General features: G+C 64.5%; 23 protein-coding genes. 17 read left to right on the top strand and 6 right to left on the bottom strand.

Annotated elements, in window-relative coordinates:
* Window positions 1-59: 59 nt before the first annotated feature.
* The 4 genes from AC1DUB_RS01650 to AC1DUB_RS01635 all read right to left on the bottom strand — a co-directional run bounded on the left by AC1DUB_RS01650 (window position 60) and on the right by AC1DUB_RS01635 (window position 3078).
* The gene (locus tag AC1DUB_RS01650; protein WP_477728013.1) at window positions 60-518 is read right to left on the bottom strand and encodes a tetratricopeptide repeat protein; all 459 of its coding nucleotides are present in this window, start codon (window positions 516-518) and stop codon (window positions 60-62) included.
* A 456-nt stretch (window positions 519-974) separates the two neighbouring features.
* Entirely contained in the window at window positions 975-1649 is a 675-nt protein-coding gene (locus tag AC1DUB_RS01645) for a phytanoyl-CoA dioxygenase family protein (RefSeq protein WP_477728012.1), read from the bottom strand.
* A 68-nt stretch (window positions 1650-1717) separates the two neighbouring features.
* Window positions 1718-2470, bottom strand: coding sequence for an anti-sigma factor (locus tag AC1DUB_RS01640; RefSeq protein WP_477728011.1), 753 nt, complete (start codon window positions 2468-2470; stop codon window positions 1718-1720).
* Window positions 2467-3078, bottom strand: a complete 612-nt coding sequence (locus tag AC1DUB_RS01635; protein WP_477728010.1) for an RNA polymerase sigma factor — start codon at window positions 3076-3078, stop codon at window positions 2467-2469. The genes AC1DUB_RS01640 and AC1DUB_RS01635 overlap by 4 nt, the downstream gene beginning before the upstream one ends.
* Window positions 3079-3280: 202 nt before the next feature.
* Between AC1DUB_RS01635 and AC1DUB_RS01630 the strand changes: the two genes are divergently transcribed.
* Window positions 3281-3850 (top strand): DUF3455 domain-containing protein, encoded by a 570-nt coding sequence (locus AC1DUB_RS01630; protein ID WP_477728009.1) that lies wholly within the window; start codon window positions 3281-3283, stop codon window positions 3848-3850.
* 18 nt (window positions 3851-3868) lie between these two features.
* Entirely contained in the window at window positions 3869-4468 is a 600-nt protein-coding gene (locus AC1DUB_RS01625) for an RNA-binding protein (RefSeq protein WP_477728008.1), read from the top strand.
* A gap of 19 nt (window positions 4469-4487) precedes the next feature.
* Here the strand turns inward: AC1DUB_RS01625 and AC1DUB_RS01620 are convergent, their stop codons facing one another.
* Window positions 4488-5708, bottom strand: a complete 1221-nt coding sequence (locus tag AC1DUB_RS01620) for a Y-family DNA polymerase (protein ID WP_477728087.1) — start codon at window positions 5706-5708, stop codon at window positions 4488-4490.
* A 302-nt stretch (window positions 5709-6010) separates the two neighbouring features.
* Here AC1DUB_RS01620 and AC1DUB_RS01615 point away from each other — a divergent pair, with 302 nt between their 5' ends.
* Window positions 6011-6907 carry a c-type cytochrome gene (locus tag AC1DUB_RS01615; protein WP_477728007.1) on the top strand — a complete coding sequence of 299 codons (897 nt, stop codon included), beginning with the start codon at window positions 6011-6013 and terminating at the stop codon, window positions 6905-6907.
* A 166-nt stretch (window positions 6908-7073) separates the two neighbouring features.
* Here AC1DUB_RS01615 and AC1DUB_RS01610 read toward each other — a convergent pair whose 3' ends face one another.
* Entirely contained in the window at window positions 7074-7697 is a 624-nt protein-coding gene (locus AC1DUB_RS01610; protein WP_477728086.1) for an RraA family protein, read from the bottom strand.
* Window positions 7698-7975: 278 nt separating this feature from the next.
* Here AC1DUB_RS01610 and AC1DUB_RS01605 point away from each other — a divergent pair, with 278 nt between their 5' ends.
* The 14 genes from AC1DUB_RS01605 (at window position 7976) to AC1DUB_RS01540 (ending at window position 21663) form a co-directional block, all read left to right on the top strand.
* Entirely contained in the window at window positions 7976-8746 is a 771-nt protein-coding gene (locus tag AC1DUB_RS01605; protein ID WP_477728006.1) for an SDR family oxidoreductase, read from the top strand.
* Window positions 8747-8796: 50 nt separating this feature from the next.
* A complete protein-coding gene (locus AC1DUB_RS01600; RefSeq protein ID WP_011484583.1) occupies window positions 8797-9333 on the top strand; it encodes a cupin domain-containing protein in 537 nt (178 codons plus the stop codon).
* Window positions 9334-9344: 11 nt separating this feature from the next.
* Window positions 9345-10241 (top strand): alpha/beta fold hydrolase, encoded by an 897-nt coding sequence (locus tag AC1DUB_RS01595; RefSeq protein WP_477728005.1) that lies wholly within the window; start codon window positions 9345-9347, stop codon window positions 10239-10241.
* Entirely contained in the window at window positions 10234-11070 is an 837-nt protein-coding gene (locus AC1DUB_RS01590; RefSeq protein WP_477728004.1) for an IclR family transcriptional regulator, read from the top strand. The genes AC1DUB_RS01595 and AC1DUB_RS01590 overlap by 8 nt, the downstream gene beginning before the upstream one ends.
* Window positions 11071-11079: 9 nt before the next feature.
* Window positions 11080-11877: an SDR family oxidoreductase gene (locus AC1DUB_RS01585; RefSeq protein WP_477728003.1), complete on the top strand. Its 798-nt coding sequence runs from the start codon at window positions 11080-11082 to the stop codon at window positions 11875-11877.
* Window positions 11870-13540, top strand: coding sequence for a thiamine pyrophosphate-binding protein (locus AC1DUB_RS01580; protein ID WP_477728002.1), 1671 nt, complete (start codon window positions 11870-11872; stop codon window positions 13538-13540). The genes AC1DUB_RS01585 and AC1DUB_RS01580 overlap by 8 nt, the downstream gene beginning before the upstream one ends.
* A 13-nt stretch (window positions 13541-13553) precedes the next feature.
* Window positions 13554-14357 (top strand): aspartate dehydrogenase, encoded by an 804-nt coding sequence (locus AC1DUB_RS01575; protein ID WP_477728001.1) that lies wholly within the window; start codon window positions 13554-13556, stop codon window positions 14355-14357.
* Between the two features lie 11 nt (window positions 14358-14368).
* Window positions 14369-15856: an aldehyde dehydrogenase gene (locus AC1DUB_RS01570; protein ID WP_477728000.1), complete on the top strand. Its 1488-nt coding sequence runs from the start codon at window positions 14369-14371 to the stop codon at window positions 15854-15856.
* 36 nt (window positions 15857-15892) lie between these two features.
* Window positions 15893-16870: a VOC family protein gene (locus AC1DUB_RS01565; RefSeq protein ID WP_477727999.1), complete on the top strand. Its 978-nt coding sequence runs from the start codon at window positions 15893-15895 to the stop codon at window positions 16868-16870.
* 1 nt (window position 16871) lies between these two features.
* Complete coding sequence (locus tag AC1DUB_RS01560) at window positions 16872-18050, top strand: FAD-dependent oxidoreductase (protein WP_477727998.1); 1179 nt, start codon at window positions 16872-16874, stop codon at window positions 18048-18050.
* Between the two features lie 271 nt (window positions 18051-18321).
* On the top strand, window positions 18322-19302 hold the full coding sequence (locus AC1DUB_RS01555) for a Bug family tripartite tricarboxylate transporter substrate binding protein (protein WP_477727997.1): 981 nt from the start codon (window positions 18322-18324) through the stop codon (window positions 19300-19302).
* A gap of 80 nt (window positions 19303-19382) precedes the next feature.
* A complete protein-coding gene (locus AC1DUB_RS01550; RefSeq protein ID WP_477727996.1) occupies window positions 19383-19604 on the top strand; it encodes a recombinase-like helix-turn-helix domain-containing protein in 222 nt (73 codons plus the stop codon).
* 18 nt (window positions 19605-19622) lie between these two features.
* Window positions 19623-20660, top strand: coding sequence for an aromatic ring-hydroxylating dioxygenase subunit alpha (locus AC1DUB_RS01545; protein ID WP_477727995.1), 1038 nt, complete (start codon window positions 19623-19625; stop codon window positions 20658-20660).
* Window positions 20661-20703: 43 nt separating this feature from the next.
* The gene (locus AC1DUB_RS01540; RefSeq protein WP_477727994.1) at window positions 20704-21663 is read left to right on the top strand and encodes a PDR/VanB family oxidoreductase; all 960 of its coding nucleotides are present in this window, start codon (window positions 20704-20706) and stop codon (window positions 21661-21663) included.
* Window positions 21664-21706 lie beyond the last annotated feature (43 nt).

The following is a 21706-nucleotide window of genomic DNA, read 5'->3' as shown; positions in this document are numbered from 1 at the left end:
GAGAAACCATCCCGGCGGGTTGCCAGGATGGCAGGGCGGCAAAGGGCAGGGCTTGTTGGTTATTTAGCCGCTGCAACGGCCTTGGCCAGGTCGCTGGTTTCCTCGCAGGTCGCGCAGATGGCCTGCAGCCTGGCGAGCTGGGCTTCGGCCTGGGCTTTCTGGTTGGTCTTCAGGTAGGCAATGCCCGAATATTCCAGCGCGCCCTTGTGCCTGGGGTCCAGCGCCAGTGCCTTGCCGTAAGCGGCAAAGGCCTCATCGTATTTGCCCAGCCAGCGGTTGGAATAACCGAGGTAGCTGTAGGCGTCGGCATTCGTGGGGTTCCTGGCGACGACCTTGCTGAAGCTGCTCACGGCTTCCGCCCAGTTTTTGGCGTCCAGGGCCTTTTTGCCGGCAGCGAAGTCGTCGATCTGTGCGTTCTGCACCGGCGTGGTCTGGATATCGGCGCCCAGCACGGCACCGGCCAAAGTCAGGCCCAGGATGGGCAATGCGATGAAGTTGCGGATGGAAAACGTATTCATGTCGGGCTCCTTTAATCGTTGATGGATTGAATGCGCTGCAGGTCAGCACCTGGGATAAACGACGGAACCTGAAAAACGGATGCAGGGCAATTCGTATTTGTTTGTAGTTTGTAATTGGGTGGTCGCGGGTGGGAGCGGGTGGTGATCGCTCAGGCTGGAGTCGGGTTTGTTCTTTGAAGGCCGGCTTAGCGCCTGTTCACGATTTATTTGGGGTTGCGCAGTTGTCTTTTCGGGATGGGCTGCAAGGCGCAGTGCGCCGCCAATAGCCCGGCTATTGGCAAGCAGTGCAATGCCGCAGACGGCCCGAAAAGGCACCTGCCCTTCGGGTTGGGACGAAATCGGGCGATTTGGCAACCAAATCCCTTGCATGGGCATGAGCCCATGCGGCGTGATGTTGGCAGCTAACTCATCCCGATTGCGTCCCAACGCGACCCCAAATAAATCGTGAACAGGCTCTTAAACCGCATGCTGCCACCGAAGGCCCAACGGGAGCTCGCGGGGGCCATACAGAAAATGCAGAACCCTGCGCATGCTGCTGCCCGTAGATTTTGACGACGCATGTAAAAGCAGCGGGCGCATGGCCATCGCACTTCCTTGCCCGGCCGTGCAGACGAACTCGGTCTGGTCCCGGCGGGCGGTCGCCGCCGCCTCAGCCGGGAGCCGGCCGCACAGGTGCGAACCGGGCACCACTCGCAGCGGACCGTCGTTGACGCCGCAAGCGTCGATGTGCAGGCGCACCGCTACCAGCTGCTGCAGGAGTTCGACCGGCGGCTGAACATACAGGGCGCCTTCCTTTTCGGACCAGCCGCCCAGGCTTTCGTGGTCTACGCGGCCGGCAACCGGGATGCTCAAATCCTGGTGCAAAGGCACAAGCCAGTTGCGGGACAGCGATTTCTCAAAATAGGTGCACTGCGTGGCGACAAAATCGGAAGGAATAAGCGGCGACAGTGATGGATGTTGGCTGATTTTTGCAGCCAGCGCCCGGCACCAGGCTTGGGACAGCAGGCAACGCGTTCCCGCCGAGCCTGCCGGAACATCCGCAACCCGGTGGGCGACAGCTTCGCACTCGGCGCCAGTCAGTACCTGCGCAACGAGGGCAAAGCCCTGGGCCGTGAACTCGGTGTGGTTCATTTCCGGTGGCTGGTCTTTTCAGCCTTGTTTCACCTGGGGTGGCCTGTCAGCCGGGGAGCCTGGCGGGCTCACCACAACTTCGCGCAATTGCCGCTGAAGACCACGGTCCCGCCAGGAGCGGCAGGCGCTGCGCTGGCCTCAAGCGTCACCATCAGCTTGCCAACTTTGGACAGCAGCTTCTCCGACGTGTCGGGCAACATGGAAACGGCCGAACCGCTGGTGGGCACGGTGCCGAGCGCAAAGGCCGGCGCATCGGCGGGCACGGCCCACAGCACCAGCGTTCCGGCGGCGGGCGGTGTGATGGGGCCTATCACCTTGACCGTCATGGTTTTGCCGTGACGCAGCGAGCTCACCAGCAGCTTGCCGTTGCCCTGCGCATCGGTGAGCAGGCCCACATAGCTTTGTGGCAGTTTTTCACCCGAACGCATGGCGATCTGGTCGCTGGACATGAAAAGCGAGGGCATGGCTGCAAACAGCGCGCTGGCCGCGATCACCCCGGCCGCCAGGCCTCCCAGGCCAAAGTCTGCCGGCTTGAGCCAGCCCAGCCAGGAGGCCGAAGGGGAAACGGTACGCGGTGCAGCGGGTGCCCGGCCGGGTTGCGTACGTGCGGCAATGGCGGCCCACAGCTGCGGCGAAGGCCGCTGGGCCGGCACTGACATGGCCAGCTGGCCCAGCCGCGTTTCCCACTGCGTCACCAGCATCCGCACATCGGCGCGGTCGCGCTGCAGGCGTTCAAAGCGGCGTCGTGCGCCGCCTGCCAGCGTGCCCAGTACATAAGACGAGGCGAGGTGCTCCAGCAGTTCAGGGTGGGTGTACCTCATGGCGTCACCCCCTGCGCGGCCAGGCAGCCTCTGAGTTTTTCCAGCCCGCGCCGTATCCAGGCTTTGACGGAGCCGAGCGGCGCGCCCATTTGCGCCGCCACCTCGGTGTGCGATAAGCCCTGGTAGTAGGCAAGCGCCAGGCTTTGGCGGTAACTGCCTTCCAGCGCATTCATGCAGCCTTCTATGTGGAGGGCCTGGCTGGCCTGTTCCAGAAGCTGCATGGCGCTGGGGGCGGGCGTTGCGGTGGTTTCGGTGTCTTCTTCGTCCACGTCGCCGGACTCGGGTAATTCGTTTTCCTTGCGGCGCGTGCGGGAGCGCAAGGCGTCCAGCGCCTTGTTGCGGACGATGGCAATCAGCCATGTCATGGGTTGAATGGTTTGCCCGTCTACCTCGCTGCGGTAGCCGCCGGCATTTTTCCAGATGCTCACATACGCCTCTTGCAGCACATCCTCGGCCGCCTGTCCATGTCTCAATATACGCAGGGCAACGCCAAACAGATGCATATGGGTGCGTGAATAGATACGGGCGAAGCAGGCGTGGTCGCCTTGCGCCGCAGCCGCGATCAGCGCTTCCAGGCTGCGGGTGTCCGCATCAGTGTCCAGCTTCATGCGGCCGAGTATATGAAGTTCCTGGAGTTTTGCCGGGCGACAAACGCCCAGGCCTCGTCACAAAAATATTTTTGCGAACCTGCATCCGATTTTCAGAACGCAGCGTTTGTCCCTTGCAGGCAAGGCGGTGGAACCAGGGCACCTGGCTGCGCGCCTCAGCCGACCGGCTGTTTTATCCGTCAATTCACTTCAGGAGATTTCCATGACATCGATTCCCGCAACCCCATCCGCCATCACCAGCCTGGTTCTGGCTGCGCTTTGCGCCGGCCTGCTCAGTGCTTGCGCCTCTTCCAAACCGGGAGGAGCCGCAAACGTCGCGAAACCCGTGCCTGCGGCGCTCAGGCCCGCCGATAGCGAGCGCGTGGCGTTCACCTGGCACGCTGTCGGTTCGCAGATTTATGAATGCCGCGCCGCCGACAAGGGCGGTTGGGCCTGGGTGTTTGTGGCGCCCGAGGCTGATCTCTTCAACCAGAAAAACGAGAAAGTAGGCACCCACGGTGCCGGCCCCAACTGGGCGGCGCTTGACGGCAGCAAGACCGTAGGCACCGTCAAGGCCCGCGCCGATGGTGAGCGCGCGGCAGACATTCCGCTGCTGCTGCTGTCCGCCAAATCAAGCGATGCCACCGGCAGGATGGCCAGCGTCACCAGCGTGCAACGCCTCAACACGGCAGGCGGCAATGCGCCGGCCAAGGGCTGCGAGACCAAGGCCGACGCCGGCAAGCGCAGCAAGGAAGGCTATACGGCCGACTATGTTTTCTTTGCGGCGAAATAGCCTTGATGCCACCCCAGCATGTTCGTACTCAAGAATCTGTTTAGCACCGGGAAGCGCTCAAAATCCGAGCCTGCGGGGCCGGAGACCACGCCCGTCAAGATGAGTCTTGAGGAGCGCATGTGGTTCCGGCGAAAGATGCTGTATGAGGCCATCACGGTCACGATGCAGGCCCACGGCATCCTGTCGGCGAGCTACCGGTTCCGTGTGGTGCGCAACGACAGGCGCGGTCACCAGTATTCAGTTCTGGTTGATCTGTCCACCGACTTCCTGCACAACCGCGAAGGCCGTCCCGGGCAACTGGTCGTCCTGGGTGCGGCGATCACCAAAAATGCGGCCGCGCGGTACGGCATCACGGTGTCCGCTGTGTACTGGCAGGTCAACGGCCAGATCCAGGGCTTCGAGACCAGCCGGCCTGATGCGCAGCACAGCGGCGGCGGGGCCACGGCGCCGGGCCTGCCGCTGTCGCACCGGAAGCGCGACCAACCCACGGCTGAAGAGTTTGCCGCCTTCGAGGCCGCCCGGCAGAAAGGGCATGAGTTGCAGCTCGGCAACCGTGTCTATTTATCCGACCTTGCACCGCTGGGCGGCGATTTTGAAAGGGGTGATGGCCAGCGCTGAAGATGGAGCGGTCGACACGCTAGAACAATTGATCGCTTGCTATCGACTCAATACCTTGTTGCCCTTGTTGCGGGCGTCCCGATGGGGTTGATGGGGCTGATGGCGATTTTTGTTCGGGCACCGGCTCTTCACCGGCTTTGGCCAGCGTGCTGGCGCGAACGCCCAGCAGGCGCAGCTTTTTCTCGAGCGGAACCCGCTTCAGGCACAGGCCCGCCAGTTTCCGGATGGCTTGACCGTCAGCGGTGTAGCTGTCGGCGGTCTGGTCGCGCGTTGCAATCCTGAAATCGTCATAGCGCAACTTGATGCCTATGGTTTTGGCCACATAGCCCTTGCGCTGCAGGTCCTGCGCCAGTTTGCTGCACAGATCGGTGAAGATGGCGCCAAGCACCGCCTTGTCGCGCACCGCATGCAGGTCGCGGTCAAACGTGGTTTCCCGGCTCATGCTGACGGGCTCGCTCTCGGTGACCACCGGGCGGTCGTCGCGGCCCCAGGCGGCCTCATGCATCCAGGCGCCCGTGGCCTTGCCGAAGTTGGCAATCAGAAACGAAGGATCCTGCGCGGCCAGCTCGCCGATGGTGTGGATGTTCAGCCTGGCCAGTTTTTCCCCCGCCTTGGGGCCAATGCCGTTGATCTTGCGTACGTTGAGCGGCCAGATCCGGGTCTGCACGTCTTCCTCATACACAATCGAAATGCCATTGGGCTTGTCGAACTCGCTGGCCATCTTGGCCAGCAGCTTGTTGGGTGCCACGCCGACCGAGCAGGTGAGGCCGGTCTTTTCAAAAATCGCTTTCTGGATCAGCCGCGCCAGCACCCGGCCCCCCTCGCGCTGGCCGCCGGGCACATCGGTGAAGTCGATATACACCTCGTCCACCCCGCGGTCCTGCATCACAGGGGCAATCTCGGTGATGGTGCTTTTGAAGAGCCGCGAGTATTTGCGCACTTCTTCAAAATCGACCGGCAGCACAATGGCCTGCGGGCAGAGTTTGGCGGCCTTCATCATGCCCATGGCCGAGCCCACGCCAAATTGCCGCGCGGCATAGGTTGCCGTGGTGATCACGCCGCGACCCACATAGTCCTTGAGCAGCGGGAAATCTTCTACCGGAATGAAGCGCAGGGCCCGCTCGCCTTGCGCCGCCAGCAGTTCTTCATCCACCTTGCGCCGACCGCCGCCGATCACCACCGGCAGGCCTTTGAGCTGCGGGTAGCGCAGCAACTCGATCGACGCGAAAAACGCGTCCATGTCGAGGTGGGCAATGCGGCGCAGTCTGGCGCCATGGGGCAGGGTTGAAACGTTCACATGGCAAGCATAGCGTTCGTCGACGTGCCATCGCTTTTGTGTGGTCAAGCTCCGGGATGCCGACCTCCACGCCGATGCGGGCGCGAGTGGGGACTGGTTGCTCTGACTGCCCACATCGGCTTCACTCCAGGCGATGTTATTTTGTCACTGACAAAATATCCGCGGCTGCCTAAACTGGCCAATTGACCTGCGACGATGCGGCCCGGTGGTGGCGCGCCATCGAGGCTAATGGAGGGGGAAATACCATGAAACGCTGGATTAAATGGAGCGCTGCCGGCCTGGGCTTGGCCGTACTGCTGGTCGCGGGTGCTGCCGTGGTGGGCACGCAGCTGGCCGAGCGCAAACGCATGCGCCAGGTGAGTGTGCCGGTGCAGCCCGTGGCGTATGCCTCGGATGCCCAGGCGCTGGAGCGTGGCAAGTATTTATTCCAGTCGCGCGGTTGCGTCGACTGCCATGGCGCGAACGGGGGCGGGCGCGACTTTGTCAATGACGGCAAAGGCACGCGCATCGCCGGGCCCAACATCACGCCTGGCGGCGTGGTGGCCGGCTACAAGCCTGAGGACTGGGTACGCACGATACGCCATGGCGTCAAACCCGATGGGCACCCGGCGCTGATCATGCCCAGCGAGGATTACAACCGCTTCACCAATGAAGACCTGGCCGCTTTGGTGGCGCATGTGCGCAGCTTGCCGCCACAAAGTCCCCGCGCCGCTGTGATCGAACTGCCCTTGCCGGCCTGGGTGCTCTACGGCTTTGACGCCATTCCCGATGCGGCGCAACGGATTGACCACGCGCTGCCGCCCTCAACCCCGGTGGCGGCTGCCGTGACGGTGCAGCATGGCGCCTATGTGGCCAATATGTGCATCGGCTGCCATGGCGAGAAGCTGTCCGGCGGGAAGATTCCCGGTGGCCCCCCGGACTGGCCGGCGGCCGCCAACATCACGCCCGGCGAGGGCAGCGCCATGGGGCGTTACAAGGATGCAGCGCAGTTCATGGCCATGATGCGCAGCGGCAAACGGCCTGACGGCACAGCCATCCAGGTGATGCCGTTTGGATCGCTGTCGGCCATGAACGATGTCGATACCCGGGCGCTGCACGCCTACCTGCAAACGGTGCCGGCCCGACCTGCGGGCCAGCGCTAGGCAGGACTTCGCCTGGCGAAGCCTGCCATGACTCATGAGCAGGTGCCCTGAGCGCCCAAGGCCTTGGCCTTGAGCACGTCTTGTCCCGAGCGAATGCCACTGGCCATTGCACTTCGAACTGGCTGCCGACCGCAGCCAGTTCGAGGGTGTGCCGCAGTTTGGCCTGTCAGACCGGCAGGCCCTTGCTGCGCAGCAGGGCGTTGAAACGCTCCGGGTCGGAGGTGCCGGCGGCGTTGGTGGCGCGAATTTTGGCTTCGCGCGCCAGGTGCGCACGCACGACCGGCAGCAGCGCCGCCACGTCCGCCGATGGAATGGCGATCACGCCATCCGCATCGCCCAGCATCAGGTCGCCCGGCTGCACCGCCAGGCCGGCGCAGGCGATCGGTATGTTGATTTCGCCCGGGCCTTCCTTGCTGGGGCCGCGGTGCGTGTGCCCGCGCGCAAAGATCGGCATGCCGTCCTCGGCCCATTCCTGCAGGTCGTGGACGGCGCCGTCGATCACCAGCCCACCGAGTTTTTTGGCGAGGGCGGTGGTGCGCATCAGACCGCCGACGAGTGCCTGCGTCAGGTCGCCGCCGCCGTCAATGACCAGTACGTCGCCGGGCTCCACCATCATCAGCGCCTTGTGGATCATCAGGTTGTCGCCGGGGCGCATGCGCACGGTCACGGCCGGGCCGCACAGCGCCGTGCTCATGCGCCCGTGGTAGGGCCGCAAGCCCATGGCGCCAATGCTGCGGCCCACGCAGTCGCCGGCGACGGCCACCGCAATGTCGCGGAATGCCGCGACCATCACGAGACCTTTTCACACCTGTTTTCAGGCTCACACCGCATGCCAGAGGGGGAGTTTTGCCGAATTTATTAGGGTTTATACCTATTTTGGAGCCAAAAATAACCTTTAAGCTTCGTTCATCGTTTCAAGTATTAATCGCTGTTTCATAAGTGAAACAATAAAAAGTCAGAACCCAAATCTTCAGTTGAGGTTTCTCATGTTTGAAATCATCCGCATCACCGGCCTTCCACGCAGTTTGAGGCATCAGGCCCGCAAGCAAGCCCGCAGGGAGGTGAACCATGGTCGCGCATAGCCAGCCGGGATTGGTGCAGGGCCGCCGCATCCTGGTCACAGGTGCGGCCCGTGGTCTGGGTTTCTCCTTCGCCCGCACGCTGTGCGAGAGCGGTGCCAGGGTGGTGCTGGCAGACCTGCGCGAAGAGTTGCTGCAGCAGTCCGTTTCGACCTTGCGCGACCAGGGCTTTGACGTCAGCGGCATTGCGGTAGACGTCGAAGATCCTGCTTCCATCCAGCGCTGCGCCGAGCAAGCGGTGATCAATCTCGGAGGCCTGGACGGTCTCGTCAACAACGCCGCGGTGACCGACTCCGGAGGTCGCGGCATGGACGACATCGAGATCGCCAAATGGGACCAAGTGATGAACGTCAACGTGCGTGGTACCTGGCTCATGACGCGCGCCTGCCGCCCCGCGCTGCGCGCCGGTGGCCGCGGCGCCATTGTCAACCTGGCTTCCGACACCGCGATGTGGGGTGCGCCTAACCTGCTGGCCTATGTGGCCAGCAAGGGCGCCGTGATTGCGATGACGCATTCGCTTGCGCGCGAGCTGGGCCCCGACAACATCACCGTCAATGCCATCGCCCCCGGCCTGGTGCTGGTGGAGGCCACGCAGTACGTGCCCGAGTCGCGGCACCGTCAATACATCGACCAGCGCGCGCTCCAGCGCGAGCAGATGCCCGAGGACGTCTCCGGCGCGGTGCTCTATGCGCTGTCCGATCTGGCCCGGTTCGTCACTGGCCAGGTTCTCGCCGTCAATGGCGGCTTCGTCATGCGCTGAACGCGCAAAACCCGAAAAACCCGCTAAACGCAATTTCAAAGGAGTGAACAATGAGTGATCTGTCTGAGCAACGGCAACTCCCCAAAAGCTGGGACCAACCTGAGGGGGCGAGCTTCGCGTCCTGGATGGAAAGCCGTGTTGCGCGTTTTTCCACCCGCAAGTATGACTTCGATGCCCTGAAGTTCCAGGCGGACTTCGATCCCAAATACCGCCGTGGCCAGATGCGCTATATCGGCACGGGCGGCACCGGTGTCGCCTCGGACAGCACCACCATCCCGGCGGAAAACTTCACCTTCTCGACCATGGTGATCCCGGCCGGCCACGAAGGCCCGTCGCACCTGCACGTTGATGTGGAAGAGGTGTTCTTCCTCATCCGCGGCAAGCTCAAGCTGGTGCTGGAAAAAGACGGCGAGCGTTTTGAAACCATCCTCACCGACCGCGACGTGGTGTCGGTACCACCCGGCGTGTACCGCGAGGAAATCAATATCGGCGACGAAGACGCGCTGATGTGCGTGATGCTGGGCAACAAGAAGCCCATCACGCCCACCTATCCGCCCGAGCATCCGCTCGCCAAGATCAAGCGCTGAGCGCATCTGCCATGAACGCCGTGCCCCGCACCGCTGACGATCTGCTGCAGGCGCCCCTCGCGCTGCTGGATAGTCGCTTTCCCCAGCGCATCGTGCCGTTGCCCTCGGGCGCGCAGGTGGCGCTGCGCGAATGCGGTGCGCCCGGCGAGGCGCCCGCGGTGGTGCTGCTGCACGGCATCAGCTCCGGCGCTGCCTCATGGCTGCATGCGGCGGTGCTGGCCGGTGAGCAGGTGCATGTCATGGCGTGGGATGCCCCCGGCTATGGTGACTCTACCCCGCTTCGGGGCGATGCCCCCACGGACGCAGACTATGCGGCACGCCTGCATGAACTGCTGCAGGCGATGGGCGTTCGCCGCTGTGTGCTGGTCGGCCATTCGCTGGGCGCGCTGATGGCTTGCGCCTACGCACGCGGTCTGGGCGCGGACTGCGTCACACGCGTGGTGCTCATCAGCCCGGCCGGCGGCTACGGCGCGCCAGCGCAGGCCGAGACCCGTGCACGGGTGCGCAACGAGCGCCGCGATGCGCTGCAGACGCTGGGCGTGGCCGGTCTTGCCGAGCGCATCCCGCAGCGCCTGCTCTCGCCGGCGGGAGACAGCGCGGTACGTGCCTGGGTGCAGTGGAACACCGCCCGCCTGCAGCCCGCAGGCTACCTGCAGGCCGTCGAGTTGCTGTGCGCCAGCGACCTGGGGAAAAGCCGGGATTTGACCATGCCGGTTGATGTTTATTGCGGTGATGCCGATGTGATCACACCGCCCGCCGCCTGCCGCGGCTGGGCGGACTTGTATGCTGCGCCCTTTGACTTGATCAAGGGCGCTGGCCATGCCAGCCCTGTGGAGCAACCTGAAGCGGTCGCGCGCCTGATCACGCGCGCCGCGATGCAACCAAACGGAGCCATGCACCATGAGTGACAACACCGCCGAAGAAAACGGCAACGACAAATACATCGTCCCCGCGCTGGAGCGCGGCCTGCGCCTGCTCGGAGAATTCAGCCGCGACAGCCGCACGCTGAGCGCGCCCGAGCTGGCACGCCGGCTTGACCTGCCGCGCTCCACGGTGTTTCGCCTGCTCAACACGCTCGAGGCCATGGGCTTCATCGAGCGCACCAGCGGCGGTAGCGACTACCGCCTTGGCATGGCCGTGCTGCGCCTCGGCTTTGAATACCTCTCCTCGCTGGAGCTCACCGAACTGGGCCAGCCATTGCTGGCGCGGCTGTGCGATGAGGTTCACTATTCGTGCAACCTGGTGGTGAGAGACGGGCGCTCGATCGTCTATGTGGCCAAGGTTGCGCCGCCCACGCCGTTCGCCAGCTCGGTGCGCGTCGGCACGCGCCTGCCGGCCCACGCGACCGTGCTGGGCCGGGTACTGCTGCAGGACCTGACCCTGCCCGAGTTGCGCGCGATCTACCCCGAGGATCACCTCGAAGCGTTTTCCGCCAGCACGCCCAAGACCGTGCTGGAACTGTTCAACCTGCTGGAAGCGGACCGCCAGCGCGGCTACGTGATGGGCGAGGGCTATTACGAGGCCAGCATCTCCACCATTGCGGCCCCGGTGCGCGACGACAGCGGTCGCATCATCGCCGCGCTGGGAACCACCATTCCCTCAGCCCACATCGAGGCCGGGCTGGTCGACGACATGGTGCAGCGTGTGCGCGTGTCGGCCGACGAGTTGTCCCGGCTTCTTAATTACCAACCCCGCAGCGCCAGCCCCAACACGGTGGTTGCATTGCGCCAGCGCTGAGCACCCGAGATGAATCTGATTGACCTGAACAATACCGTGGCCGTGGTCACGGGCGGCTCGTCCGGCATCGGCCTGGCGACAGTCGAGCTGTTGCTGCAAGGCGGCGCGGCCGTGGCCTTCTGCGGCCGCGATGAAAAGCGCCTGCGTGACGCCGAAGCGAAGCTGCGTGCGCAGTTCCCCGACGCCCGTCTGTTCGCCGCCACCTGCAACGTGCTGGACGCCGCCGACGTGCAGCGATTTGCCGACGGCTGCGAGCGTGAGTTGGGCGCCGCCTCCGTTCTGGTCAACAACGCCGGCCAGGGCCGCGTGTCCACTTTTGCCGATACCGAAGACAGCGCCTGGACCGAAGAGCTGAACCTGAAGTTCTTCTCAGTCATCTATCCCACGCGCGCCTTCCTGCCGCAACTGCGGCGCCAGGCCGCACCGGCCATTGTCTGCGTCAACTCCCTGCTGGCCGCCCAGCCCGAGCCCCATATGGTGGCCACCTCGGCGGCCCGTGCCGGCATCAAGAATCTCGTGCGCTCCATGGCCACCGAGTTCGCTCCCATGGGGGTGCGCGTGAACGGCATCCTCGTGGGCCTGATCGAGTCCGGCCAATGGCGCCGCCGCTTCGAGGCGCGCGAGAACCGCGCGCTGGACTGGGCCGCCTGGACGGGTGAGCTCGCCGCACGCAAACGCATTCCGCTTGGCCGTCTGGGTCTTCCGCAAGAGGCGGCCCGCACCATTTTCTTTCTAGCCACCCCGCTGTCGTCGTACACGACCGGCAGCCACATCGATGTCTCCGGAGGTCTCTCACATCATGCCTGACAACAACCAAATCACGGTCGGCGCCGCCATTGCCGCATTCCTCGAGGAGTGCGGCGTCAAGGCTGCCTTCGGCGTCATTTCCATCCACAACATGCCCATCCTGGATGCCTTCAACGAGCGCGGCAAAATCCGCTTCGTGATGGCGCGCGGCGAAGCCGGCGGCACCAACATGGCCGACGCTTATGCCCGCACCACAGGCGGCCTGGGCGTGTGCCTGACCAGCACCGGCACGGCCGCAGGCAACGCCGCCGGCGCCATGGTGGAGGCGCTCACCGCCGGCACGCCGCTGCTGCACCTGACGGGCCAGATCGAAACGCCTTACCTCGACCAGAGCCTGTCCTACATCCACGAAGCGCCCGATCAGCTCACCATGCTGCAGGCGGTGTCCAAGGCGGCCTTTCGCGTGCGCAGTGTCGAGACGGCGCTCAGCACCATCAAACTGGCCGTGCAGACCGCGCTGACGGCGCCTACCGGCCCGGTCAGCGTGGAGATCCCGATCGACATCCAGGCGGCGCTGATGCCCCTGCCGGCCGATCTCAAGCCACTGCCCGTGGTGGCGCACCAGCCGTCCGCCCATGCGCTGGACGAACTCGCCGACCGCCTGGCCAAGGCCCGCCGCCCGCTGCTATGGCTGGGCGGCGGAGCCCGCCATGCGGGTGCGGCGGTGGCCCGCCTCATGGCCATGGGCCTGGGCGTGGTCACCAGCACCCAGGGCCGCGGCATCGTGCCCGAGGACGACGTCCGGTCGCTGGGCGCTTACAACCTGCACAAACCGGTGGAAAACTTCTACCAGACCTGCGATGCCATGGTGGTCGTTGGCTCGCGCCTGCGCGGCAATGAAACACTGAAGTACGAACTCAAGCTGCCGCGCCCGCTTTACCGCGTGGACGCCGACCCCGCCGCTGAAGGCCGCGGCTACGCCACGGACTATTTCGTGCACGGCGACTCCGAACTCGTGCTGCAGGGGCTGGCCGACCGTCTCGAAGGCCGCCTGTCGATTGACCCCGCCTTCATGGCCGACCTGCGCGCAGCGCGTGCCGCGGCCGAGAAAAGCCTGCTCGACGGCCTCGGCCCCTATACGGAACTGGTGAGCCAGCTGCAGCAGGCCGCTGGCCGAAACTTCAACTGGGTACGTGACGTCACGGTGTCCAACAGCACCTGGGGCAACCGCCAACTGCACATTTTCGATCCGCGTGCCGGCGTGCATGCGCTCGGTGGCGGCATCGGGCAGGGCCTGGCCATGGGCGTGGGCGCCGCCGTGGGTTCTGCAGTGACCGCCTCGGGCCGCAAAACCTTTTGCCTGTCGGGCGATGGCGGCTTCATCCTGAATCTGGGCGAACTCGCCACGGCCGTGCAGGAGAAGGCCGGCGTGGTGTACGTGCTGATGAACGACAAGCGCTATGGCGTGATCCAGAACATCCAGGACGCCCAGTACGGTGGCCGCCGCTGCTATGTCGACCTGCACACGCCGGACTATGCGCAACTGTGTGCCTCGCTGCAGCTGGGCCACACGCGCGTGAGCCGGCTTGCCGACCTGCCGGCCGGCCTGGACAAGGCGCTGGCTGCGAGCGGCCCCTTTATCCTGGAGATCGACATGCTCTCCATCGGCAGCTTTAAAACTGCTTTTGCCGGCCCGCCGACCAAAGTCGCGGTCGCTGCCTGAAGCGTGTGATGCCATGCTGAAAATTGCCATGATTGGTTGCGGCGCGATTGGCGCCAGCGTGCTGGAGTTGCTGCATGGCGACCCGGACGTGGTGGTCGATCAGGTCGTTACCGTGCCGGAGGCCCGTGACCGCACCGAAACCACTGTCGCCCGCTGGGCTCCGCAGGCCCGGGTGCGGGAGGCGCTGGCCGCTGATGACACGCCTGATGTGGTGGTCGAGTGTGCCGGTCACGGCGCGATTGCCGCGCATGTGGTGCCGGCGCTGGAGCGCGGCATTGCCTGCGTGGTGACCTCGGTGGGTGCGCTGAGCGCGCCCGGCATGGCGCAGATGCTGGAGCAGGCCGCACGGCGCGGCAAGACGCAGGTGCAGCTGTTGTCTGGCGCCATCGGCGGAATTGACGCGCTGGCCGCCGCGCGTGTGGGCGGGCTCGATTCGGTGGTGTACACCGGCCGCAAGCCACCGACGGCCTGGAAGGGCACGCCGGCCGAGACCGTCTGCGACCTCGACAGCCTCACCGTCGCGCACTGCATCTTTGACGGCAGTGCCGAGCAGGCCGCACAGCTCTACCCCAAGAACGCCAATGTGGCGGCCACGCTGTCGCTCGCGGGCTTGGGCCTGCAGCGCACGCAGGTGCAGCTGTTTGCCGATCCGGGCGTCAGCGAAAACGTTCACCACGTGGCGGCGTGCGGCGCTTTCGGCAGCTTCGAGCTGACCATGCGCGGCAGGCCGCTGGCGGCCAATCCAAAAACATCCGCGCTCACCGTTTATAGCGTGGTGCGCGCGCTGCTCAACCGGGGCCGCGCGCTCGTCATCTGAGGACATGTGTCATGACATTGATCACTGAATCGAAAGAGCTGCTTCCCATCAACATCGGCGGCGAGATGCGCCTTGGCGGCGGCGATGAATCCGCCACACTCTACCCGGCCACGGGCGAAGTGGTGGCGCGCTTGCGCGCACCGAGCCTGGCGGACGTCGACGAGGCCATTGCGCGCGCCGACCAGGCATTTCGCACCAGCGGCTGGGCCCAGCGCAAGCCGCATGAGCGGGCGGCTGTGCTGTACCGCGTGGCGTCGCTGATCCGCGAGCGCGCCGAGCCGCTGGCCCAGCGCCAGCGCCTGGACAACGGCAAGCCGATCAACGAGACACGCGCCCTGGTGGCGAGTGCCGCCGGTACCTTCCAGTTTTTTGCGAGCGCCTGCGAAACGCTGGAAGAAACCATCACGCCATCGCGCGGTGACTTCATGACCATGAGCGTCTACGAGCCCATGGGCGTGGTTGCGGCCATCACGCCGTGGAACTCGCCCATTGCGAGCGAAGCGCAGAAGGTCGCGCCGGCTCTCGCCGCGGGCAACGCGGTCGTCATCAAGCCGGCCGAGGCGACGCCGCTGATGGCGCTGGAGCTTGCCGCCATCTGCGAGGAGGCCGGCATTCCCAAGGGCCTGATCAGCGTGCTGCCGGGCCGGGGTTCGGTCATTGGCGATGCCATCACCAAGCACCCGCTGGTCAAGCGCGTGTCGTTCACGGGCGGCACCACTACCGGCAAGCACATTGCCCACATTGCGGCCGACAAGATGATGCCGGTCTCGCTGGAGCTGGGCGGCAAGTCGGCCACCATGGTGCTGGACGATGCCGACCTGGACCATGCGGTGAACGGCGTGCTCTATGGCATCTTCAGCTCGTCGGGCGAGGCCTGCATTGCCGGTTCGCGCCTCTTCGTGGCGCGCAGGCTGTATGGCGAATTCATGGAGCGCCTGGCCAACCGTGCCGCCGCGCTGCGCGTGGGTGATCCGGCCGACGAGCGCACCCAGATGGGTCCGCTGATCACCGCCAAACACCGCGAATCGATAGAGCGTTATGTGGCGCTGGGCCTGGACGAAGGTGCGAGCGTGCGTACCGGTGGTGCGCGTCCGCAGGGCGGCCTGTATGAGCGTGGCTACTACTACCAGCCCACGATTCTTGAAGGCGTGAAGAACACCGACCAGATCTGCCAGCAGGAGATCTTCGGCCCCGTGCTGGTGGCCATGCCCTTCGACAACGAAGACGACCTGCTGGCCCAAGCCAACGACAGCCTCTACGCGCTGGCGGCCGGCATCTGGACACGCGACTACAAGCGCGCCTGGCGCATTGGCCGTGCAGTGCAGGCCGGCACCGTGTGGATCAACACCTACAAGCAGTTCTCCATCTCGACGCCGTTCGGCGGCTGGCGCGACAGCGGCCTGGGACGCGAGAAAGGCCGCCTCGGGATCCTGCAGTACATGGAGCAAAAAAGCCTGTACTGGGGCCTCAACGAACAACCGCTGGCGTGGGCTAACTAAAGCCTGGCGCGACGCAGCGACACAAGGAGTTATTACATGAGCGTACTGGGCATAGACGAAATCACTTACGGCGCGGACGACCTGCCGACCTGCCGCCGCTTCTTCCTGGACTGGGGGCTGTCCCTGGTCAACGAGGAGGCCGATCAACTGGTGTTTGAAACCCTGAATGGCTGCCGCGTGATCGTGGCCGCCACCAGCCGCACCGGCCTGCCGCCCGCGATGGAGGCGGGGCCGACGCTGCGCCAGGTGGTGTGGGGTGTGGAGAGCGAGGCCGACCTTGCGCGCTACGCCGACAATATCCGCCAGCAGCAGGGCTTTGTGCAGGAGGCCGGCCGCATCGGCTGCACCGACCCCAACGGCTTGTCCGTGCGCCTGCAGGTCACGCGCAAACGCCAGATCGACGTGGAGTGCGCCGAGCACAACACCTGGAGCAGCAAGCATCGCGTCAACAAGCCCAGCCCGGCCTACGAGCGCGCCATGCCCATTGAAGTGGGGCACGTGGTGTTCTTCGTCAAGGACGTGGTGGCCTGCGAGCGCTTTTATCTCGAGAGCTTTGGCTTCGCCGCTTCCGACCATTATCCCGGCCGCGGTGCCTTCCTGCGCTGCGCACCCGACGGCGGCCACCATGACATCTTCCTGTTGCAGCGCCCCGCGGGCGATGCCGGGCTCAACCATGTGGCCTTCACGGTGCGCGACATCCACGAGGTGTTCGGCGGCGGCATGCACATCTCGCGCTGCGGCTGGGAGACCCAGTTAGGCCCGGGCCGGCATCCGATCTCATCGGCCTACTTCTGGTACTTCAAAAACCCGGCGGGTGCGCTCGTCGAGTATTACGCCGACGAAGACCAGCTCACGGCCGACTGGCAGCCGCGCGATTTTGAGCCGGGCCCGACGGTATTTGCCGAATGGGCGATCGAAGGCGGCATTGATGGCAATACACGCCGCCAGTCCAAAGTGCAGCCCGGCAGTGGGTTCCTGACCGATACAAAACCGTCCACTGGAAAGGAAGCTTGACATGAAACTTCTGGAACGCGGTGTTCTGATTGTTGGTGGTGGCATTGCCGGGTGCTCGCTTGCGATAGCGCTGGCGCAACGCGGGATACGCGTGACGGTCGCGGAAAAGCTTGATGCTTGGAATTTTCACAGCTCGGGCATTTTTATCTACAGCAACGGGTTGGCGGAGCTGCAAAAACTGGGCGTACTGCCCGGGATTCTGGAGTGCGGGTTTGCCATCGAGCAGGGCCGCAATCTCTACTTTGACCTACACGGAGAGCTGATTACCGAGACCCGTTACCCGAGCGCGCCCGGCACCACCTTGCCGCCTATTTTGGGTGTTCGCCGTTCCGAGATGCACCGGGTTCTCGCGGGCCGCATGCGTTCGCTTGGCGTGGAGGTACGCCTTGGCACCACCGTGGCTTCCATAGAGGACAGCCCCGAGCGCGGTGTCGTGATTGCGACCCTGAATGACGGAAGCAAGATCGAAGCAAGCCTGATGGTGGGCGCAGACGGCATCCGCTCGAAGATTCGCACCATGCTGTTTGGCGTCCTTGAGCCCGTGGACACTGGCTTTGGTGTATGGCGCAGTATCCACCGCCGGCCGCCCGAGCTGCGCGAAAAAATCATGATGATGGGTGTTGGCAAGCGCCTGGGCATCATGCCCATCAGCCAGGACCAGCTCTACGTCTATGCCACCAGCAACGAGCCCGGCCATCCGCGCTATGACCCTGCACGCCTGCACCTGACCATGCGTGAAAAGTTCGCTGAATTTGCCGGCCCGGCCGCGCCGCTGCTCAATGACATCCTTGATCCTTCGCAGGTGTTTTACACCGCAGTGGAAGAGGTCCGGCTGCCCCAGCCCTGGAGCAAAGGTCAAGTGCTCTTGATTGGCGACGCGGCCCATGCCTCAACGCCTTTCATGGGCCAGGGCGGCACGATGGCCATCGAAGACAGCAATGTGCTGGTCAGCATGCTCTCAGAGGGCCAGGATGTTGCGCAGGTGCTGCTGGAATTCGGTGCACGTCGCCAGTCCAAATGCCAGTTTGTGCAGGATGTGTCGCGCCGCGTCGGCGAGGCCGGTGGCATGGAAAGCGCCACTACCTGTGTGACCCGAAACGTCCGCATGCGCGAGCAGGCACAGGCCGATGTCGATAACTTTTACCGGAGGCTGTATGAGTTCGACCTTATTACCACCTAAGCCCTCGGTCCGTCGCGGTTGCGAGTGCGGGTTTTCGCGGCTGTTATTCGCCACCTTGGCGGTGCTGGGTTTGGGCCTCCTTGTAGCCCAGACGCCTGCGGAAAAGTTCCTTGCCTCAGGACCTTTCCGGATCATCGCGCCATTGCCGCCCGGTGGGCCGCAGGACCGCATTTCTTTTGCCGGCCCGTCCGCGAACGCAGCCGACGCCATCCCAAGCTTTGCCCCCAGTTCCGGTGATGCCGGGTTTTATTTTTAGTTTCAGGAAACCGTTATGAAATTCACACGACGTCAAGCACTCGCCCTGGCTGCCTGCATGGGTGCCGCATTGTCCGCGGGCAGCGCCATGGCCCAGGCCTATCCGAGCAAACCCATCACGCTGGTCGTGGCCTACCCGGCCGGTGGAGACACCGATGCCATGGCACGCCTGTATGCCGAAAAGCTGACGGCCCGCCTCGGCCAGCCGGTGATCGTCGACAACCGCCCCGGCGCCAGTGGCACCATAGGCAGCGCCTACGTGGCCAAGGCACCCGCGGATGGCTATACCCTGCTGCTCGCGCCCAGCACCTTCTCCATCGCGCCGCTGGTGCTCAAGACCGGTTCCGGAACGAGCTACGACGTGCTGAATGGCTTCACCCCCATCGTCCAGACCAGTCTCCAGCCGCTGTTCATCGCGGCCAGCACTTCCGCCGGCGCCAAGGATGTCAAGGAGCTGGTCGCCCTGTCCAGGGTCAAGATGCTGTCTTATGCCAGCCCCGGCAGCGGCTCACCGATGCACATTCTGGGCGAGATGTTCAACAAGTCTGCCGGCGTGAAGATTTCGCACGTGCCTTACCGCGGTGTGGCGCCGGCAGTCAACGACCTGCTGGGTGGCCACGTGCCGGTGACCTTCATGACCTACGGCCCGGTCGCGCCGCACATTGCCACCGGCAAGGTGGTGGCGCTGGCCGTGGCGCAACCCCAGCGCTCCTCCCTGGCGCCCAATGTGCCGACGCTGACCGAGCTGGGCTACAAGGACGTGGAGGTGGGCGCCTGGCAGGGGCTGTTCGGGCCCAAGGGCCTGCCTGCCGACATCACCAAAACGCTCAACAGCCACCTCAACGAGATTCTCAAGATGCCCGATGTGACCGCCAAGATGGTCACGTTCGGTGCGCTCCCGGCCGGTGGTGACCCGTCGCGGCTGGCCAAGGCCAATGCTGGCGACTACGAGCACTTCGGCAAGATCATCAAGGAATTCGGCATCCAGGCCGACTGATCCGACCAACCTGCTGATCTGACCGACCTGTCTGAATTGATTGACCCCACAGACCCGATTGACATCAAAGGAGACCCCTGATGCAAACCGACCGCTACCTCGACCCCCACCAGGCACGCCAGCGTGCCCCCACCACCTTTGAAGACCTGCTGGGCGACGCCATTGAGCGCGCCTTCGCGGAAGGCGCCCACACGCTGCCAGAACTGGTGGCCTGCCTCAACCGTACCGGTCCGTCCAGCGAGAACGGGCAGGCGTGGACCGAGCAGGGCTTCCAGACCCTGATGGCCCGCCTCGGCAACTAAGGAAAGAGGAGAGAGACCATGAACACCATCACTTTCACCAAAGACCCCGTCGACGCATTGCTGAAGGACGGCCTGAAGAATCTCTGGTATCCCATCTGCCCGTCGGGTTTTGTCGGCGAGCGGCCGATTTCACTGCGCCGGCTGGGCAAGAAGATTGCCCTGTGGCGCGATGCAACCGGCACGCTGCATGCGCTGGAAGACCGCTGCCCGCACCGCGGCGCGCCGCTGTCGCAGGGCATGGTGCTGGGTGACCGGCTCGCCTGCCCCTACCACGGTGTCGAAGTGCGTTGCGACGGCACCGTGACCAAGGTGCCGGGAAGCCCGGGCTGCAAGCTCGAAGGCACGCGCGCGGCGCTGTCTTTCCATGTGCAGGAAGCGTGGGGCGCCATCTTCCTCTACAACAGCGATGTGAACATCGACACGCCGCCGCTCATGACCATGCCCGAAGAGCTCAGCTCGCCGGAGTATTCGCATTTCCTGTGCTATGCCGAGTGGAAAGGCGACTACCGCTATGCGCTCGACAATGTGATGGATCCGATGCACGGCACCTTCCTGCACAAGCAGTCCCATTCCATGGCCGAAGGTGAGAGCACGGCCACGTTCCAGATCCGCACGACCGACACGGGCTTTGTGTTTGAAAAGACCGGCCAGCGCGGCGTCAACTTCGACTGGACGGAATGGGGCAGCACCGGTGTGCACTGGATGCGGCTGGAAATTCCCTATCCGAAGTCCGGTGGCCCTGGCGGCAATTTTGCGATCGTTGGCTGTGCCACGCCGGTTGATGGCAACACGACAGCGGTGTTCTTCTGGCGTTGCCGCAAGGTGTCGTCCTGGCAGCGTGACACCTGGAGGTTTTTGTATCGCAACCGGCTGGAGGCACGCCACTGGGCAGTGCTTGAGCAGGACCGCATCATGCTGGAGCAAATGGAACCCGACGCGAACCAGCACGAAAACCTGTACCAGCATGACATCGGCGTGGTGCGGCTGCGCCGCCACCTGCGCAACCTTGCTGAAGAGCAACTGGAGGCTGCTTCGACGGCCGGTAATCCGGCCTGATTCATCCTTGTGTCCCTTTTGAGCCCTTGAGCCTCTAACCATCATGTCTACTACCTTGAACGCCTTCGTCCACACGTTGCGCCATGAAGCCGACGATGTGATCAGCGTCGAATTGCGGCCCTTGCCCGGAACGGAGTTTCCAGCGTTCACGGCGGGCTCGCACATTGACCTGCACCTGCCCAACGGCATGGAGCGCAGCTACTCGCTGTCCAATTCGTGCGAGGAGCGCAACCGTTACGTGGTGGGTGTGCTCCGTGACCGGGCCAGCCGCGGCGGCTCGCGCTGCGTGCATGAGCAGTTGCGTGTCGGCATGCGGCTGCCCATCTCCGCGCCCCGCAACAACTTCCCGCTGCACGAAGAGGCCGGGCACACCGTGCTGATCGCGGGTGGCATCGGCGTCACGCCCATTCTGAGCATGGCGCGCCGGCTCAAGGCGGCGGGCAAGGCCTTCGAAGTGATGTACTTCGCGCGTTCACGCCAGGGCGCGGCGTTTGTGGTTGAGCTTGAGGCGCTGGGCATGCCGCTGATGCTGCACTTCGACGACGAAAAGGGTGGCCCGCCCGACCTCAAGGCGCTGCTGTCGGCGCGGGCACCCGACGCACAGACGCATTACTACGCCTGCGGCCCGACGGTCATGCTCGACGCCTTCGAGAAAATCTGCGGGGAACTCGGGCATGAGAACGCCCACATCGAGCGCTTTTCTGCCGTGGCCGTGGCCGCATCGGCCAATGCGCATGCAACCTTCACCGTCGAGCTTCGCCGCAGCGGCCGCACCATCACCATCAAGCCGGGCAAGTCAATTCTGGACACCCTGCTCGATGCCGGAGTGTCGGTTGACCACAGCTGCTGCGAAGGTGTGTGCGGATCGTGTGAAACCCGGGTGCTTGCCGGCGAGCCCGATCACCGCGACTCCATCCTCAGCGCCAAGGAGCGCGCCAGCAACAAGGTCATGATGCTGTGCGTTTCTGGCTGCAAGAGCGACTCGCTGGCCCTGGACCTCTGAGCCCGGACCGCTGAATTTCCCGCTGGACGGGTTTGGGAACTGG

This window comes from Polaromonas sp. P4_F9 (assembly GCF_056401235.1).
Note: the sequence above shows the minus strand (reverse complement) of the source record. Positions and strands in the feature narration are given on the sequence as shown.